This window comes from Siphonobacter sp. SORGH_AS_0500 (assembly GCF_002838835.1).
Lineage (GTDB): Bacteria > Bacteroidota > Bacteroidia > Cytophagales > Spirosomataceae > Siphonobacter.
This window is the reverse complement of record NZ_NHPP01000009.1, coordinates 118,743-136,589: the sequence shown is the minus strand read 5'-3', so window position 1 is coordinate 136,589 and position 17,847 is coordinate 118,743. Positions and strand designations below refer to the sequence as shown.

15 protein-coding genes are annotated in these 17,847 nt (G+C 45.3%); 9 read left to right on the top strand and 6 right to left on the bottom strand.

All coding sequences use genetic code 11. The features are described 5' to 3' along the window. Nucleotides 1-542: 542 nt before the first annotated feature. Nucleotides 543-1,265: a ferritin-like domain-containing protein gene (locus BWI96_RS12565; protein ID WP_106636978.1), complete on the top strand. Its 723-nt coding sequence runs from the start codon at nt 543-545 to the stop codon at nt 1,263-1,265. A 77-nt stretch (nt 1,266-1,342) separates the two neighbouring features. After that, nucleotides 1,343-2,107, top strand: a complete 765-nt coding sequence (locus tag BWI96_RS12560) for a ferritin-like domain-containing protein (RefSeq protein ID WP_106636977.1) — start codon at nt 1,343-1,345, stop codon at nt 2,105-2,107. Between the two features lie 106 nt (nt 2,108-2,213). Here the strand turns inward: BWI96_RS12560 and BWI96_RS12555 are convergent, their stop codons facing one another. Continuing rightward, on the bottom strand, nt 2,214-2,597 hold the full coding sequence (locus BWI96_RS12555) for a helix-turn-helix domain-containing protein (RefSeq protein ID WP_106636976.1): 384 nt from the start codon (nt 2,595-2,597) through the stop codon (nt 2,214-2,216). Nucleotides 2,598-2,740: 143 nt separating this feature from the next. Between BWI96_RS12555 and BWI96_RS12550 the strand changes: the two genes are divergently transcribed. After that, entirely contained in the window at nt 2,741-3,226 is a 486-nt protein-coding gene (locus BWI96_RS12550; protein WP_106636975.1) for an MBL fold metallo-hydrolase, read from the top strand. 92 nt (nt 3,227-3,318) lie between these two features. Then, on the top strand, nt 3,319-3,660 hold the full coding sequence (locus BWI96_RS12545; RefSeq protein ID WP_198555245.1) for an MBL fold metallo-hydrolase: 342 nt from the start codon (nt 3,319-3,321) through the stop codon (nt 3,658-3,660). 67 nt (nt 3,661-3,727) lie between these two features. On the opposite strand, the gene BWI96_RS12540 is transcribed toward BWI96_RS12545, so the two are convergent. Genes BWI96_RS12540 through BWI96_RS12530 form a run of 4 tightly spaced genes read right to left on the bottom strand, consistent with a single transcriptional unit; the run spans nt 3,728 to nt 9,743 of the window. Further along, a complete protein-coding gene (locus tag BWI96_RS12540) occupies nt 3,728-7,171 on the bottom strand; it encodes an efflux RND transporter permease subunit (protein WP_106636973.1) in 3,444 nt (1,147 codons plus the stop codon). Nucleotides 7,172-7,195: 24 nt separating this feature from the next. Then, nucleotides 7,196-7,366 carry a hypothetical protein gene (locus BWI96_RS23305; protein ID WP_369804157.1) on the bottom strand — a complete coding sequence of 57 codons (171 nt, stop codon included), beginning with the start codon at nt 7,364-7,366 and terminating at the stop codon, nt 7,196-7,198. Beyond that, on the bottom strand, nt 7,357-8,319 hold the full coding sequence (locus BWI96_RS12535; RefSeq protein ID WP_369804156.1) for an efflux RND transporter periplasmic adaptor subunit: 963 nt from the start codon (nt 8,317-8,319) through the stop codon (nt 7,357-7,359). The genes BWI96_RS23305 and BWI96_RS12535 overlap by 10 nt, the downstream gene beginning before the upstream one ends. Nucleotides 8,320-8,351: 32 nt before the next feature. Next, entirely contained in the window at nt 8,352-9,743 is a 1,392-nt protein-coding gene (locus tag BWI96_RS12530; protein WP_157830348.1) for a TolC family protein, read from the bottom strand. 659 nt (nt 9,744-10,402) lie between these two features. Between BWI96_RS12530 and BWI96_RS22400 the strand changes: the two genes are divergently transcribed. The 5 genes from BWI96_RS22400 to rhuM all read left to right on the top strand — a co-directional run bounded on the left by BWI96_RS22400 (nt 10,403) and on the right by rhuM (nt 16,540). Beyond that, a complete protein-coding gene (locus BWI96_RS22400) occupies nt 10,403-10,573 on the top strand; it encodes a hypothetical protein (protein ID WP_232793704.1) in 171 nt (56 codons plus the stop codon). Next, the gene (locus tag BWI96_RS12525; RefSeq protein ID WP_369804164.1) at nt 10,552-11,445 is read left to right on the top strand and encodes a 2Fe-2S iron-sulfur cluster-binding protein; all 894 of its coding nucleotides are present in this window, start codon (nt 10,552-10,554) and stop codon (nt 11,443-11,445) included. The genes BWI96_RS22400 and BWI96_RS12525 overlap by 22 nt, the downstream gene beginning before the upstream one ends. Nucleotides 11,446-11,533: 88 nt before the next feature. Further along, complete coding sequence (locus tag BWI96_RS12520) at nt 11,534-13,387, top strand: family 16 glycoside hydrolase (RefSeq protein ID WP_106636971.1); 1,854 nt, start codon at nt 11,534-11,536, stop codon at nt 13,385-13,387. 62 nt (nt 13,388-13,449) lie between these two features. Beyond that, the gene (locus BWI96_RS12515; protein WP_106636970.1) at nt 13,450-15,426 is read left to right on the top strand and encodes a hypothetical protein; all 1,977 of its coding nucleotides are present in this window, start codon (nt 13,450-13,452) and stop codon (nt 15,424-15,426) included. 142 nt (nt 15,427-15,568) lie between these two features. Beyond that, nucleotides 15,569-16,540, top strand: coding sequence for a virulence protein RhuM/Fic/DOC family protein (rhuM, locus tag BWI96_RS12510; protein ID WP_106636969.1), 972 nt, complete (start codon nt 15,569-15,571; stop codon nt 16,538-16,540). A gap of 57 nt (nt 16,541-16,597) precedes the next feature. On the opposite strand, the gene BWI96_RS12505 is transcribed toward rhuM, so the two are convergent. Further along, nucleotides 16,598-17,674 (bottom strand): glycosyltransferase family 1 protein, encoded by a 1,077-nt coding sequence (locus BWI96_RS12505; protein ID WP_106636968.1) that lies wholly within the window; start codon nt 17,672-17,674, stop codon nt 16,598-16,600. Between the last annotated feature and the right edge of the window lie 173 nt (nt 17,675-17,847).

Genomic DNA, 17,847 nt, shown 5'->3' with positions numbered 1-17,847 from the left:
CAGACCCGTTAAACGTACTTATGTTTAACGGGTTTTATTTTGTCTATATCGCTCTAGTTATTGCTTTTAATGAAGTATAAAAAGGTTAATTAAGCTGAATAAATACATAATACTTAAATTAAGTAATAGTGAAAAATTAAACGCTAAATGATAGCATAATAAGTGATTTATTTTATCCCCCCTAAATCTTGGTATATTGTACTTTTTTGAGAAAAATACCTCTCATGAGTAAGCGACAAATAATAAATTGAATCGGAAATAAATAGTAATTATTTGCTCATAATGAGTGAATTAGGTGTATGTATATATTGGTATCTGTTTTTTTATAGGGCTTGCGGTTTAACTGCTTTTGATGATTAGTAAGTAAAAGAATACTCAATTGTGAGTCTTACTTTACAGAGTGGTAAATAGGACGAATGCAAGAACAGTATTACACTACTATTGTTACTTTATAAATGAAATAAGTACTTACGGTTCATTTATAAAAGTTCACAATAACTAATTTATCTGGGCAATACTATTCATCTTTTTCAAGCCCATTTATGTCAATTTTTTCTTCAGACACCCCTACGTCGGGTGATCTCATTGGCTCCAAATCTTCCGTGGGCCGTCGAACGTTTCTTCGGTTTGCAGGCATTTCTTCTGTTTCTGCCATGGCTTTGACTACGCTTGCCTGCGAAGATCACAGACCTGCTCCTTTAAACGGAGCGGTAGATTTAGGAGCAGGTGATGTAGGAATCATGAACCTGGCTTATTCCCAGGAACAGCTCGAAGTGGCTTTTTATTCGCAGGTAGTTCAAACGCCTTATGCGAACATCTCTTCTGAAGAACTGGCCTTCTTTACGGATTTACGCGACCGGGAGCGAACGCACCTGGAGCTCTTCAAATACCTGCTGGGCGATAAAGCGATTCCCATGCTGACGCCTAATTTTTCTTCCGTAGACTTTTCCAGTCGCGAGAGTGTGTTGAAAACAGGTCATACGTTTGAAGACTTGGGAGTGGCGGCCTTAAATGGAGCCGGAAGATTTGTAACGGATATGGAGCTACTGGCTTTGTCGGGAAAAATCGTGTCGGTGGAAGCTCGTCACGCTGCTTTATTGCGTGATTTATTACACCCAAAATCGCAAGCGATGGGTTTTGCGGGGGATGATATCATCACTACGGATACGGGTTTGGATCGGGCCTTCTTGCCGCCGCAAGTTGTCATGATGGCTCAGCCCTTCATTCAGCAAAAAATTTCTGCGGAACGCCTGCCCAAGGCTTAAGGTCCGTTTTGAAGTATCAAACACACCTGTTAGGTGCTGCTTTACCCTATTCATGCATCCTTTGAACAATCCAGTCAATGAATATTTTTCAACTGTTTTCTGATATTGAAAGCGTCGACGCAGACGCTCCTGAAAAGCTCTCGTTTTATTCCAGACGGTTTTTCCTGAGAAAAGGCAGTAAAGCGGCTACGGCTGTGGCCTTACCCATGGCTTTGGCTTCCATTTCACAGGAGGCTTTTGCTCAATCAACCGAAGTTCAGGAAGTACTTAATTTTGCTTTGAAGCTGGAATACCTCGAAGAGGATTTCTACAAAAAAGCCTTGGCCGAGGCCACGTTCGATTTTGGTGCAGACCGTCCTGTTTTCGAGCAGATTCACAAACACGAAGCTTCCCACGTGAAGCTCTTGCAAACCGCTTTAGGAGCCGCTGCGGCTCCTAAACCTGCCTTGAAATACGATGCCTTTCCAGACGTATTTACTAATTATCAGACGTTTCTAATCGTTGCTCAGGCTTTTGAAGATACGGGCGTTCGGGCCTATAAAGGGCAGGCTCCCAAACTCTATAAGTTACCTGAACTGACCACGGCTTTGCAAATTCACGCTGTAGAGGCTCGTCATGCTGCTGAAGTACGCCGTTTGCGGGAAGGACGGGTGTGGGTAACCAAAAATGAAAGTGATGGAGCTCCTGCTGCCGTTTATGCGGGCGAAGAAAATACCGTTCAAAAGGTAGACGTTCGCACGTTAGGACCCGGATTTTCGGATATCGTAGTGACTGAAGCGTTTGATGAACCGCTGACTAAAGAAGCGGTTCTGGAGATTGTGAAGCCCTTCGGCGTGGCTTAATCAGTAAGGGAGGGCTTAAAACCCTTTGAAGACCCAATAGGCAGGTTAGCTAACTCTTCATCTATAAGAAGAGTTAGCTAACCTGATTTTTTATGAATTAAAAAGGCTAGGAGCACCAGTGTTCAGCCGCAGGCACTGGTCCCTCTTTTCGAATAACTTCCAGGCACTGCTCCCGATTGTTAAATCCCCAGGAATCCATTTGCTGGAGAACAGGGAGCAGAGACTGGCCCAAATCGGTGAGTACGTATTCTACTTTAAGCGGAATTTCAGCGTAGATAATGCGACGAATAATGCCGTGGTTTTCCAATTCCCGCAGTTGCAGATTTAATACGCGTCTGGAAGCCTGGGTGAGATAGCGTTGTAAATCAGAGGGACGGTGCGTACCCCGGGAGATGGCTAGAATCAGGGCCGCTTTCCATTTACCACCAATAATTTCCATGATCAGGCTTATGCCGCAATTGTAATGTTTAGGAATCTTTGTTTCGTACATAAGGGTTGTTTAGTAAGAGCTTCATCTTCAGATAGGGTTAATTTTTTCCCCCTTTGAATCGAATTTCCCTGCTGGTAAGGATTCGTTTTATCCCTCGATTTTTGGAAGTGTAACTGGGTGATACCCCCTTTTTATAACTTCCAATGAAAACTTTACTATTATTTATTGCCGGGATATTCGGTTTTACGGGCCTGAGTGCCCAACACGTTTTGGCTCCGACTGGTTTCTTTTCTTATGCGTTTCATGATTATGAGATTACTGCTCTGAGTGACGGCTCGATTACCCTGAACTTTAATGCCCTGATTCCCCAGGCTAAAAAAGGCGTGGTCGATAGTTTATTAAATCTGGACCGGGTGAAGAATCCCGTGGCCGTCTCGGTGAATGCGTACGTGATTAAACACGGATCAAAACTGATTCTAATCGATGCGGGAGCGGGTAGTAGCATGGGCTCTTCGCTGGGTCAATTACCTGTTCATTTAAAGAGGGCGGGCTATGATCCTTCTCAGATTGATGTAGTTTTATTAACCCACATTCACGCTGATCACTCCAATGGTCTACTTGACCAAGGAAAACGCGTTTTTCCTAAGGCAACGCTCTATGTAAACCAGGTAGACCATGATTTTGGCTAAGTAAAACCCAGCAGGATGCGGCTGCCGAAAGCGAGAAAAAAGGTTTTATTCAGGCCCGTCGGGTGGTGGATGCTTATGCAAAAGCAAATCGCTTGAAGACTTTTCAGGCTGGATCATCGCTTTTGGAAGGCATTACAGCCCTGGCGAGTCCCGGCCATACCCTGGGTCATACGCATTACCGATTGAGCAGTGGGACAGAAACTCTGTTGTTTATTGGCGACGGCATTCACTCAGCTCCGATTCAACTGCGAGAACCCTGCTTGAGCACCTACTTTGATCGGGATACAATGGCTGCGGCCATTCAGCGAAAAAAACTGCTGGAGCAGGCGGCTACTCATCATTACCTGATTGCCGGAGCTCACCTTGATTTTCCAGGGATGGGTTATATTCGAAAGAAAGGAAAGCTCTATGAATGGGTGCCTTTAAAAAAGTAAGTATTGACTAAGCAAAAAGCGGACTTATCTAAACTCATAGACAAGCCCGCTTTTCTTTTTCATAGCCTTAAATAGCGGCTTCTGCTGATTCAGGCATGGTCATGCCTTCGGCTGGATCTACTTTACCAAACCATTTCATACGTACTTTTTCATTGATGTAATAGAGACAGGGCACGATAACCAGTGTCAGGATGGTCGAGAAAATAACCCCATAGATAATGGTCCAGGCCAGGATGTTCCAGAATACGGCACTATCTCCACCGACCACAATGTTAGGGGCTAGGTCGGAGAAAAAACCAGCAAAGTCGATGGTCAGGCCAATAGCCAACGGAATCAGACCCAGAATTACGGCAGAGGCTGTTAAAAGCACGGGGGTCATGCGAATGCCACCCGCTTCGATGATGGCTCTTCTCAAGGGAAACCCCCGCTGACGAAGCTCTTCGGTGAATTCAATCAAAAGAATGCCGTTTTTAATTACAATTCCAGCCAGGGCGAAAATCCCTACGCCCGACATGATTACTGAAAAACTTTGATTGAATATCGAAAAGCCTAGTAATACGCCAATCAGCGAAAGAAGAATCGTACTGAAAATAATAATGGGCTTCACCGCCGAGTTAAACTGCGTGGCCAGAATCAGATAAATCAGCATAATTGCTCCGAGGAAGGCTACGACTAAGAAATCTGTCGTTTCAGCCTGAGCTTCCTGCTCGCCACCCAACTGAATGTGGTAGCCATTGGGCAATTCCATCTGATTCATTACCTGGGTAATTTGCAGGTTAATGGCGTTGGCATTGGCTCCGGGTACGATATCTGAACTTAGGGTAATAACCCGCTGCTGATTTTTACGGTTAATCTGGCTGTAGGTGGTGGAGTAACTAATGGTTGCGACAGCTGATAAAGGAACTTTGCGAAGCTGACCGCCCATGTTCATATCCCGGTAGACGATTTCCTGACTCAAGAGTCGTTCAATTTGACTACGATCATCGGGTTTTAATCGAAGCATGATGGGATACTCATCTTTGGAATCGCGGAATTTACTGATCTCCAGACCGAATAAAGCCGTTCGGATTGAACCCGCAATTTGCTGAGAACTAATGCCTTCCCGCTCGGCTTTGATGCGATCAATCTGAACGATGATTTCGGGTTTGTTGGTAATTAAATCCGATTTTAGCTGATCAATTCCTTCAATACCCGCTTCCTTAATTTTTTGCCGAAATTCCTTCTCAATCTTCATCAAAGGCTCAAATTCATCACCTGAGATTTCAATCTGGATGGGCTTACCCGTGGCTGGCCCGTTTTGCTCGCGTTCGACCGAGATTTCAGTGCCTGGAATGCCCTGTACGGCTGTGCGGATTTTTTCCAGCATGGCTTGGGAAGAAACGCCATTCCGATCCACGCTTTTCACAAAAGCAATGGTAACCTTTGACTTATGCGGCGTGTCTGAGCGGTCGGGATTGAAGGGATCTCCTGCATTTTTACCCACGTTGGAAATAACTGAGTTCACGGCTCCCATGGCTTTGTTCTCCTGGAGAATCTTAAAGACCCGTCGCTCGATTTCCCTGGTGGTTTTATCAGTAACTACCGCATCTGTTCCCACCGGCATGACGTTATAAATGTAGACATAATCAGGCTCGCCGCTGGGAAAAAATACGACTGCTGGCTGGCGAATGCTTACGGCTATAAAGGAAATAATCAGTAAAGTTATGGCTGCTCCCACGGCAAAGACCGGGCGATACCCCGTAATGACCCAGCTAATAAGATTGCGATAGCCATGCTGAAGTTTAGGTAACATTCTTTCCTGAAAAGGCACCAGAATTCGAGGCGTCAGGATAAAATGATTAAAGTAATACAGCAGCAAAAGGAAAATAAAGAAGTTACCGACACCACGGTGAATAAGGTAACCTACCAAAGCTACTGCTAACAGGCTGATCGTAGGCTTGAATATCGCTTTGCGATGATTGACCTCTACGTGAGCCCCGTGCTGATCGTCGTGGCGTTGCATGAAAGTTACGGCAAAAACCGGGTTCATGACGTAGGCCACAAAAAGCGAAGCAAACAGGGTAATGATGAGGGTAATGGGTAGAAACTTCATGAATTCTCCCACAATGCCCGGCCAGAATAAGAGTGGGAAAAAAGGAGCAATGGTCGTCAGTGTTCCTGAGAGTACGGGCACGAATACTTCGCCCGCGGCTGCTTTGACGGCCTGCTTAATGTCCCAGTCTTTATGCTGATTAAACAGTCGGTGCGTGTTTTCAATAACTACAATTGCGTCATCTACCACAATGCCAAGGCCGAGTAAGAAAGCGAATAATACCAGCGTATTGAGCGTAAAGACCGAACCAATTAAGGGACCAACCAGCGGAAAACAGACGAAGGCTACGAGCGTTGAAAGTGGCACGGAAAGCCCGACGAAGATGGCATCGCGGACGCCCATAAAGAACATCAACACAAGCACTACGAAGATAAAGCCGAGAATTACGGTGTTAATCAAATCGTGAATGTCGGCCTTGGTTCGCTCGGACTGATCAGCCGTAATGATAACGTTCAGTCCCGCAGGCAACTGATTGGTCTTGTATTCTTCGATGATTTTTTCAATGCCTTCCGAGGCAGAAATCAGGTTAGTTCCCGCCCGTTTGATTACGTTTAGCGTGACAACGGATTTATTATTGAGACGGGCAAAGTCCTGCCGCTCTTCGTAACTGTCTTCTACCTGAGCCACATCGCCCAGGCGAACGGTTGCCCCCGTAGAGGTGCGAATCTGGAGTTCCCGCATTTGGGCTACATCCGTGAATTCTCCTTTTACGCGAAGCGTTCTTCTGACGTCGTTGACATTTAATTCACCACCCGAGATATTAATGTTTTCGCCCTGAACGGCCTGTTGAATATCATAGAAGGTTAAGCCGGAAGATTGCATGCGGGCTAAATCCACATTGATCTGAATTTCCCGCTCCAAAGCTCCCACAATATCTACGCGGCTGATTTCGGGTAAACCTTCAAAAGCATCCTGTAAATCTTCGGCGTAGTCCTTGAGTTTTTGCAGGGGGAAGTTACCCGCCAAATTCACGTTCATGATTGGAAACTCGGAAAACTCTACGTTTTGAGCGGTAGGACCCGCATCAAGCTTCACCGGCAAATCCTGCTTGGACTTATCAATCGCATCGCGAACCCGTTGCAGGGCTACTTCCGAATTCACTTCCGGCAAAAATTCTACCAGAATGACGGATACATCATTGAGAGCATTAGACTTCACTGATTTTACCCCATTGAGCGATTTTAACTGCTTTTCAATGGGCTTATTAATCAGGTTTTCAATATCGGCGGGAGCCGTGCCAAAGTATACCGTATTAATGTAAACCTGCGGAACTTTAATATCGGGAAACTGCTCTTTGGGCAAATTGCTGTAAACCAGCCATCCCGCCAGGGTAATAATTACCGTGAAGATGTAGACGGTGGTTCGGTTTTCCACGCACCAGTTGGTAAAACCGAGGGTTTTATATTCTTCGAATTTCATTTCGAATGAAGGTTAAATGGCAGATTAGTAACTAATGGGCTGTCCATCGGTTAACTCCTGATAGCCTACCGTAATAAGCTCGTCACCCGCAGAAAGGCCTTCGGTAATCTCAATTTTGCCGTTGTAACTCAGCCCCGTTTTTACTGGTCTGGCTTTAGCGATTTTTTTACCGCCTTCCTGCACGGCTACATACACGACTTGCCCATTTTCCGTATTTGAATCAGGTTTTGTTCGATTACCAAAGCCTGAGGTTTAGTTACGTCATTAATGAGCATTTGAGCCAGCATATTAGGCTTGAACTCCTTGTTCGAAGGCAGGGTCGCTTCGATGGTAAAAGTTCTGGAAAGCGGATCAACGGTATTGGAAACAAACGTGATTTTGGCCTTAATTTCCTTATTCACATCGGGGAGCTTGATTGTTACCGCATCGCCCCGGCGGATGTTAGCCACGTACGTATCCGCCACTTTTCCAACTACTTTCAGACTACTCAAATTCACAATTCGCATTAAGGGCACGCCGGGCGTAGCCATCATACCCACTTTGCCGTCTACCTGATCGACCGTTCCCGCAATCGGAGCAGATACACGCGATTGGTTGAGCTGAACCTGTAGGGTTGCAATGCGTTTTTCCAGGGCCTCCTTATTATTCTTAGCCTGTAAATACTGAATCTCCGTACCAATTTGCTGATCCCAGAGCCGCTTTTGTTTGTCATAAAGCGTTTGAGCCAACGAAAGTTGATTTTTGGTTTCTTCGATGGATTCCTTCAAGATGCTATCGTCAATGCGGGCCAAGGTGGTTCCTACGCCCACGGCATCGCCTTCTTTGACCAGAATGGCTTTGATTACACCCGAAGCTTGAGGACTGATCTGTACGTTATTTTTGGCATCAACGCTGCCCTGCACCTCAATCATGTGTTCAAACGTGCTGGCTTGCAGCGGCTGAACCGAGACGGCTTTTACTTTTGCTTCTTCGGCTTTTTTAGGATCAAGCTTGGCAATTTCACCTTCCAGCTTTTTGATTTTAGTGTTGATTTCGGCCTGCTCACTTTTTAGTTCCGCTAACTCTTCTTTCTTACCTTCCAGACCTTCTTTTTTTTGAGAACAAGCGACTAAAAGAGCTGTGAGAATAAATAAGTAGGTGACTTTCATGATTGTATTTCTTGCGATGATAGGAGATGAGATTATTCGACGTAGAGCTTTCCGGCGGCTTTGTCGAGATCCACTTTAGCCACAATGGCGTTGTAAAGAGCCGTATAGTAGTTGGTCTGGGCCTCGCGGAAGCTGGCTTCGGCGTTGATGACTTCAATGTTGGAGCCTACGCCTTCTTTGTATTTGATTTGGGTAACCCGGAGGACTTCCTGAGCCAAATCCAGGTTCTTTTGCTGTTCCTGTAGCGTAAACCAGTAATTGCGAAGCTGAATTTCGGACTGACTTAGTTGTAGATCAATGCTTTGCTTAAGAAGCTCCATATTGTTTTCTACTTTCAAAAGATTGCTTCGCGATTGAGAAAGCTTGTAACGGCGGGTAAAACCATCAAACACAGGAACATTAATAGCAAAACCAATGGATCCCGCATCCAACCAGGGACGAGTAATGAAACGGGCAATGCTTTGACGACCATTATAATACCCATACGTTCCCTGCAAAGAAAGGGTAGGCCAAAGGCTCCGCTGAACGTTTTTAACATCAATCGTCTGTAAATCCCGCTGAGTTTGAAGTGTAGCATATTCAATGCGGTCGCCGTACTGGAAAGGGCGTTTAATAGCCTGAATCATTTCTTCAGAAAAAGAAAGCTTGGCTAGTTTCTCGCTTAATTCAAAGGATTGGTCCAGCGGATGACCCATTTGATACTTGAGCAGAATATAGGCCAGGTCCTGCAACCGTTGCACGTTTTGCTGCTCGGTGACCAGGTTGTTTCGCTGCACCTCAATGCGTTGTACGTCAATTTTCTCAACGAGCCCTTCCAGATTTGAAGCCCTCGTATCCCGCAGTAATGTATCGAGTCGATGCACGTTTACTTCCAGCAAATTCAAGCGTTCTTCATTGACTAAAACCGCATAATACGCCTTCGTAATGTTTTCAGCCACCGTAATCTTGCTGGCGGTAATGTTTTTACTGGACAGATCAGTATATACTTTCGCGGCTTTAAGGCCCAGTAAATACGAGTTACTGAATAACAGCCAGTTCAGACTAGCCACGGCACTGGAGTTGTAACGAACCCCGCCAAAAGCCAACGCAAGTTCTTCATCACCCGGCGGAGCAGGCTCGCCGGGAATAAAGCTCATGCCGGGGGGCATGAAAAAGGGTTGCGGCTTAATGGTATGCGAAAGGCCCAGAGCCACGTTGGCCTGAGGCAGACCCATGGCCTTGGTTTCGCCAATGCGGGCCTTGGCGATGGCTAGATCCAACTGAGCATTGGTAACGTTTCGGTTGTTTTTAAGGCCGTATTCAATGGCCTGTTGGAGTGAAAAAGCAGATTGAGCGTAACTGCCATAACTTGCCCAAAGCATACACAGCAGTAAGCCCCATCGATTTAGATAGAGTTTTTCATTGGGAATGGTGGTCGTGCACAAGTTCAGATGCGTAATCTGAAGCGGCGGATAAATAGAGGAAAACGAGAGTAATGCCCTGCGGACTTTAGCCAGAAAGCTGCTTAAGCCATTGGGTACGTTGGCTTACCTGAGGAGTAGACAGAGAGGTGTATAGAACTCCTGGTAATAGTCAACAAGGGGCTTTTTAGTGATACTAGTAATTCAGTCTGAAACTTAGCTGGGTCAGGTCGCCTAACGAGCGTGTTACCGATTCATGAAACGACTGGCATACAAAGATCTCCCTGGAAAATTTCGTATAATACCGCTTTGGGTGGAACGGGGATTTTTAGGGATGGTCTACGAAGAATAGTACTAGCCCATACACCTACTTTCGCAGGCCAATGAAAGGATAAGAAAAGATCGAAACATACATAGAATTGAGGTTATTAGAGAATTTGGCTGAATCGGTTCGAAAGTTCGTAAATATTCTTTTAAAACAAGCATGATAGTTGCTTAATTTGTTTAAAATATATTTTTTTAGACAAAATAAGTAATAATGACTGAAAATGGCAGGTTCAATGATACGGTTGGTTATAAAATTAACTCACGTTGGACGGTAAAGTCAAAAATAGATGGTGGTTCTGACAACCCTATGTCAGCAGGAATTAGTAATTCAGGAATTTGATTAAATAATTAACAAAATGGCCGATTGGATTCAACTGCGAGTAAAGGCAGTTCAGAATGAAACCTTAGAAAGTAAAACCTATACGCTTGAGCCCACGGATGGTCAGGGCCTGTCCTACGAGGCTGGGCAGTTTTTAACGCTAGGATTAATTCATGAGGCCATGAAATCAGACGTTCGTATTCGCTGAGTTCTACGCCAGGAGTAGATACGGACGTTAAATTAACGATCAAGCGAGTGCCTAATGGAGAAATTTCCCGCTGGCTTTTGCAAACCCTGGAGGTAGGTTCAATTCTCAACAGCCTGCCCCCTTCAGGTCGCTTTACGCTGGCTTCGCCTTCGCAGGAAAAGTCAGATATCTTCCTATTTGCAGCAGGGAGTGGCATTACACCCATTTTTTCGATTTTAAAAGCCGTCTTAACCCAACAGCCGGATCGCCGGGTTGTTCTTATTTACAGCAATACCCATCCACGTAGCACTATTTTTCTAGCTGAACTTGGAGAGTGGCAAGAGTTATATCCCAACCGTTTGTTCATTGAACACATCTGGAGTAATCCGGGGGGAGATGCCGCAGGGCGACGGCTTAATAATACCTTACTTGAAAAACTTGTCAATCAGTATCATCACGCTCGATGGGGGAAGCCCGAATTTTACATTTGCGGCCCTGAAGATTACATGCGAATGGTTCGCATCGTGCTCATTTTTATGGGTTTTGACGCAGAATCAATCAGGAAGGAAAACTTTGTGATTCCGATGGTAACACCTCAGGTTCCCGAAGGCTTTGGCGTTGCTTCTAAAGTAACGATTCATTACCGTCAGCAGTCGCATGCATTAGCCGTAGAAGCCGGAACCTACATCCTCACAGCAGCTTTGAAAGCAGGCATTGAATTGCCCTACAGTTGCCGGGGTGGACGCTGTAGTACCTGCGTCGCTCTTTGTCAGGAAGGACGGGTTAAAATGACCATTAATGACGTATTAACCGAGCGAGAACTCGCTGAGGGTGAGATTCTAACCTGCACAGCATTAGCCGAAACGAGTGAAATTGTGATTAGAGTAGAATAAGTTTAATTTTTTGGGAGATTCATGAGTTGAAAAGATTGTAAAACTGCTTTGTTTTGTAGTTGTTTACCTTTCACATTTCAACGTTAACATGAAAAAACCTCTTCTTGGGCTATGGGCTGCCGGATGGCTTGTGGCTGGATTGAGCACCATAGCCTCGGCTCAGTTCGGTACCCCTGCTCAACCTGTTACCCTAACCGACATGAGTGCGTTTCGTCCCACCAATGCTGGCAATTGGAAGATTGTCGGGGACGCAGCCGCAGATCTTCAGCAAAAAGAAGTATTAACGACCAAGCCCGGATCGGGCGTTTTAGTGAATCAGCCCAGTGATAAAAACCGGGCCAATTTACTGACGGCTTTCGAGCACGGTGATGCTGATTTTGAGTTTGACTTTATGATGGCCGTGCATTCCAATTCAGGTTTCTATTTGCAAGGACGTTACGAAATTCAATTGCTTGATAGTTGGGGCGTTAACGTGCCTACTTACGGCGATGTAGGCGGTATTTACAAGCGTCGTGAATTGCCTTCGGGCCGTTTATACGAAGGACACGCTCCCCGCGTCAACGCAGGTAAGGCTCCAGGACTTTGGCAACACATGGAAATTTCTTTCCAGGCTCCCCGTTTTGATGCTAGCGGCAAAAAGATTGAAAATGCCAAGGTACTTAAACTGGTTCTCAACGGCGTTACAGTTCAGGAAAACGTAGAACTTTCAGGTCCTACGGGCGGCCCCATCTCAGAAGAAGAAGCGGCCAAAGGTCCCATAATGATTCAGGGAGATCACGGTGCGGTTGCGTTCAAAAACATGACGTACCGCAACTACAATGCACAACCCTTACAACTGACGGGAAATGCTTATAAGGTGTATCAACCTAGTAATGATGATGCCTTTTCTAAAATTCCTGATTTCTCGAAGCTCAAGGCCAGTAACACCGGAAGCAGTCCAGAGGTAACCTGGGACGTAGCTAACCTGACGAATAATTTCGGTTTGGTTTCTATTTCCAAAGTAAAAATCCCCACGGAAGGCGAATATACTTTTTACCTTTCAGCCGGAGGTACTTCTCGCCTGAAAGTCAATAACAAAGTAGTAGTTGCGGAAGGTTTTGGTCAGCCTGGTCAGTTCCGTTCGGGTAAGGTGAAGCTTTCTCCTGGTGAAGCCACAGTGGAAGTTGAATACGTAAAACGCGATGAGTGGGTACGCCCTGGTCTGGCCGTTGAAGTAGAAGGTCCCGGCCTTCGTCACGCAACGCTGACGGCTGGTTCTTCCTTACTAAGTAACCCGGCTACGGATCCGATTCTGATCGATGCCCGTGAAGCAACCATTACCCGGAGCTTCATGGATTTGTACACGAAAGAAGGCCGCAGAGGCAAACGCGTGGTTCACTCGGTACAGGTAGGTTCTCCTCAGGGCTTACACTATACGTTTGATCTGGACAATGGAGCTTTAGTGCAAGCCTGGAAAGGTGATTTCCTCGATGCTACGCCTATGTGGCACAATCGCGGCGATGGTTCTTCCCGTCCCCGTGGCGTGCTGGTATCTTTTAACGATTTTCCTGATTTTGCCGTTTTAGGTTCTTCTTCAGCCGCATGGAGTGATACGCTTTCAGGTAAAGAAAATTATAAACCCATGGGCTATGACGTAGACGAAGCAGGGTATCCTACTTTCCTTTACGCGTATGGCTCCACGCAGGTAAGCGATGCCATTCGTTTATCGGACGGAAATAAGGCCTTAAGCCGGGAAATTACGGTGAAAAACCCAGGCTCTAATCTCTATCACCTGGTAGCTACTGGGCAAGACATTAACGAAGTTGAGCCCGGTCTGTATGCCATTAATGGTAAGGCTTATTACGTACGCGTAAAAGGAGCGACGCTTCGCAAATCCGGGGATCGGCAGGAGCTGATTATGCCCGTTTCGGCTAACAAAATCAACTACGAAATTCTATTCTAAATAGTATAGTGCAGGTGCTGACTGCTTCGGCTTCTCGGGACTTGCCTAATAACGCATTGTCAATGAAACGTATTCTTCAAGCGACGCTTTTGAGTCTGGGAATGGCGACGGCTGCACTGGCTCAGGACAGTTCTCCGGCTGAAAGCGATCTCTATAAAATTGTTAAAGTAAGTACGCCGGAAGGCATCGTACTGGAAATTGGCGGGGTAACTTCCCTGCCCAACGGAGACGTAGCTGTTTCGACGCGTCGGGGTGATGTTTGGGTGATTGAAAATCCCAGTAGCCCTAGACCGCACTTCCGCAAATTTGCCAGTGGTCTGCACGAAATCCTGGGTCTGGTTTACAAAGATGGCTCTTTCTACTGTGCTCAACGCGGAGAGTTAACCCGTCTGACGGATACCAACGGTGACGGAAAAGCCGATCAGTACCATACCGTATACGCCTGGCCAATCTCTGGTCACTACCACGAGTATAGCTTCGGTCCTAAAATCGCTCCCGATGGCAGTTTCTTTGTGAGTGCTAACGTAGCCTTTGGTAATGAAGAATGGTGGAGAGGGGAGAGTAAAGTGCCTTACCGCGGTTGGGTCATGAAAATTTCTCCCGACGGAAAAATGGAGCCCTGGGCAACGGGTATGCGTTCTCCGTGCGGACTAGGCATGATTGACGGCGAACTTTTTTACACGGATAACCAAGGTGACTGGATGGGTTCAGGTGGCGTTTGGCACGTGAAAAAAGGAGCTTTCGTAGGACACCCTGCCGGGCTACGCTGGAGCAACCTGCCTGGCTCTCCCGTAAAACTTACGCAGGAAGAATTCTACAAAACCTACGATGAGCGTCGTCGCCGGGATGCCAATGGCCGAGCCATTAAGCCCGAAAACGATGCTTCAGAGAAGAATCCGTTACTGTTATTCGAAGCCAAGAAAAAATTCCCTGAAATTCAGCTTCCCGTTGTTTGGTTACCTCACGGAGTATTGGGGATTTCTAACTCGGAAATCATCACAGATGATACCAAAGGAGCTTTTGGTCCTTTCGCTGGCCAAATGCTGGTAGGGGATCAGGGCCAATCGAAAATCATGCGGGTATTTATGGAAAAAGTAAACGGCGAATTTCAGGGAGCAGCCTTTGATTTCCGTTCGGGTTTCCAGTCCGGCGTATTACGTATGGCTTTTGGTAAAGACAACTCATTATTTGTCGGTGAAACCAACCGGGGTTGGGGTTCAGCCGGGGAAGCGAATGAAGGCTTGCAACGTCTGGTTTGGACGGGTAAAACTCCTTTCGAAATGAAAGCCGTTCGTGCCATGCCTGACGGCTTTGAAGTAGAATTTACCCAGCCCATTGATGCTGCGAGTGCCGAAGATTTAGCAAGCTATAAAGTAAAAAGCTTCATCTATAAATATCACTCAACCTACGGAAGTCCAACGATTAACGAAGAAGAGAATCCCGTAAAAGGCGTGAAGGTATCCGCCGATGGGCTCAAAGCTCGTATCATCGTTGATAACCTGCGTCAGTATTACGTACACCAGTTAACGCTGGACGGCATTCGGGAGAAAAACAGCAAGTTTAGCCTGGTTCACCCTAATGCTTACTATACGCTCAACAATATCCCAACGGGCGAGAAGTTAGCTATTTCGCAAACAAGCACGAAAAATTCGGCTACCCCTACGACCGCCGCTCCTGCAAAAACGCCTGCTAAAGCAGTTGCTGGTAAAAATGCGAAGACGGATGTTACCAAGGTCGGTGCTACTGTGAAAACAAAGGTGCCTACTTACGAAGAAGTGAAGCCACTACTTTCCAAACACACCTGTTTGGCTTGTCACAACGCTGATAAACGCCAGGTAGGACCAGCTTATAAAGAAGTAGCCAAGCGTAACTATTCAAATGAGAAGATCGTGGATTTGATCTATAACCCTAAGCCTCAGAACTGGCCTGGTTATGCCACGGAGATGCCACCGATGCCTCAGGTTCCTAAAGGCGATGCTCTTAAAATTGCAGCCTGGATTAATTCATTAAAGAATGCTCCAGCAAGTGCTAATCCTTAATTGTTAATAAGGTGATCTATAGAAACGGTACGGCTCATTTGGGTCGTACCGTTTTTGTTTATGGAAAAAGGTATATACCTTTAAATTAGTTAATTTATTAAGTTTTTATACTTAATATTGGCAAAAAGATAAATATATATTTATGGACAACCCCATTGAAATTTATCAGAGTAGTGAGGGAGATACGCAGATCGAAGTAAAGTTTGAAGAGGAAACCGTGTGGTTAAATCGTATGCAAATGGCTCATCTGTTTGATAGAGATGTGAAGACCATAGGCAAGCATATTAATAATGTATTTCAGGAGGCAGAATTGATCGAAAATGCAGTTGTCGCAAAATTTGCGACAACTGCTGCTGATGGTAAAACCTATCAAATCGAACACTATAATCTTGATCTGATTATATCCGTGGGCTATCGGGTCAAATCTCGGCAGGGAACCAGATTCCGGCAGTGGGCTACGCAGCGTTTAAAGGAGTATTTGATACAAGGGTATGCCCTTAATGAAAAACGGCTGGAGCAGAAACAACAGCAGATTCAGACCTTAAAAGAAGGCATTCGAATACTAAGCCGAGCCATCGAAAGTAAAAGTAGGTCGGAAGAGATCCAATGGCTTAGCTGGTATTCAACGGGGCTTGAGTTGCTGGATGATTACGACCATGAAAGGCTGGACAAGCTTGGACTTACGAAACGCCCGGCAGTCTACCCTGACCTGAAGGATTACTTCCAGGTGATTGATGCGATGAGAACCGACTTTGAGTCGGCAATATTTGGAAAAGAAAAAGACCAGGGTTTTCAGAGTGCAACACTTCAGATTGCTCAGGGATTTGGCGAAACGGACTTTTATCCCTCCATTGAAGAAAAAGCAGCTACCCTTCTTTATTTGATTGTCAAAAATCATGCATTCGTTGATGGTAACAAACGCATTGCGGCGGCCTGTTTTCTATTGTTTCTGAACGAAAATGAAATGCTCTATACCAAGAATGGGTTTACCCTGATTAGCAATGAAGCTCTGGCCAGTTTAACGTTGTTCATCGCGTCCAGTAAACCAGAAGAAATGGAAACGGTAAAAAAGCTAATCATAAGCGTTTTGAATAGAAATCAGAAGAATCTATAAGGGCTATTTCAAACAAAAGCGGTACCCGCATTGCTGATACCGCTTTTGTTTGATGGCTTAATCCTGCAGTAACTCTTTGTAAATCTGCCAGTATTCTTCGGCAGTGTTTCTCCAGTTGAATTGCTGAGCCCAGGCTTTGATCTGCTGACTTTCAGCCTGCGTGTCAATGCTTTCCAGAATTTTGGTGGTTAACATACTCACCTGATCGGGATCGAACCCGTCAAAGTAATGAGCATGAGGACCGCCGATTTCAGGTAAGGACGTTGAATCCGAAAGAACCACGTTTTTGCCAAAGTGCATGGCTTCAATCACGGGTAATCCGAAGCCCTCAGCCAAGGATGGAAAACAGAATAAATCGCAATTTTTAAGTAACCAGTATTTTTCAGCTTCCGTAATAGGGCCCGTCAAATGTACCCGGTTATGCACACCCAGGCGTTTGGATTCACTTAAAACTTTCTGGTGGTATTCTTTATGAAACATCGTTCCCGCAATGATTAAATCCAGATCATTGTCCAGCAACATGGCGGGTAATACGTGAAAATTCTTTTTGGGAGCAATCGTACCGATACTGAAAAGGAAAGGATTTTCTACCGAAAACTGAGGTTTGATGGGTCGAATATGCTCGTTAATATTGCAGCCATTGTAAATAACCTGAATTTCTTTTCCCCGAAGATTCATGGTTTCTTCAATCTCTTTTTTTACAAAATTGGAGATCGTTACAATGCGATCCGTTCGATCAATTTTATCCTGCAAATTCTTGATATACTTGGCAATTTTATCGGCAGGCTTGTTTTCGTGAAGAAAGTTTAAATCATGAACCGTTAATACTTTTTTGGTTGAACTTCGCAACGGAAAATAGTTAGAATCCTGATACGTTCCGTGCCATACCGAATACTTATTGGCAAAAGGCATGGCGTATTTATGGAGCGAACTATGGCTTTTATTGTAAGGGTTTTCACCAAAAAGCGAAGCCTCTTTTGAGGGCAAATAAAAGCCTAGACGATGATTTGAATGATTTCTGTTAAGCATCAAAGCATTGCCTAGTTGTAGACAGAAATGATACAGACCCGTATGAGCATGCCTCATTCGTTCACAGTCAAAAATGACATCTGCTTTTTTGTTGGATTGGTTCATGGGTAGAGCCGAAATGGTTTCTTTCCTAGTACTGGAATAACTAAAAAATCACTAAACAGACCCGGCCTCGTGTTAAAAGGTTGGAAGGGATATGTTATTTAATCAGCGTGAAAAGAATTTCTGACAGTAAGAAATTGATAATGAGATAGTAATGGGTTGAAAAATTCTGTAAT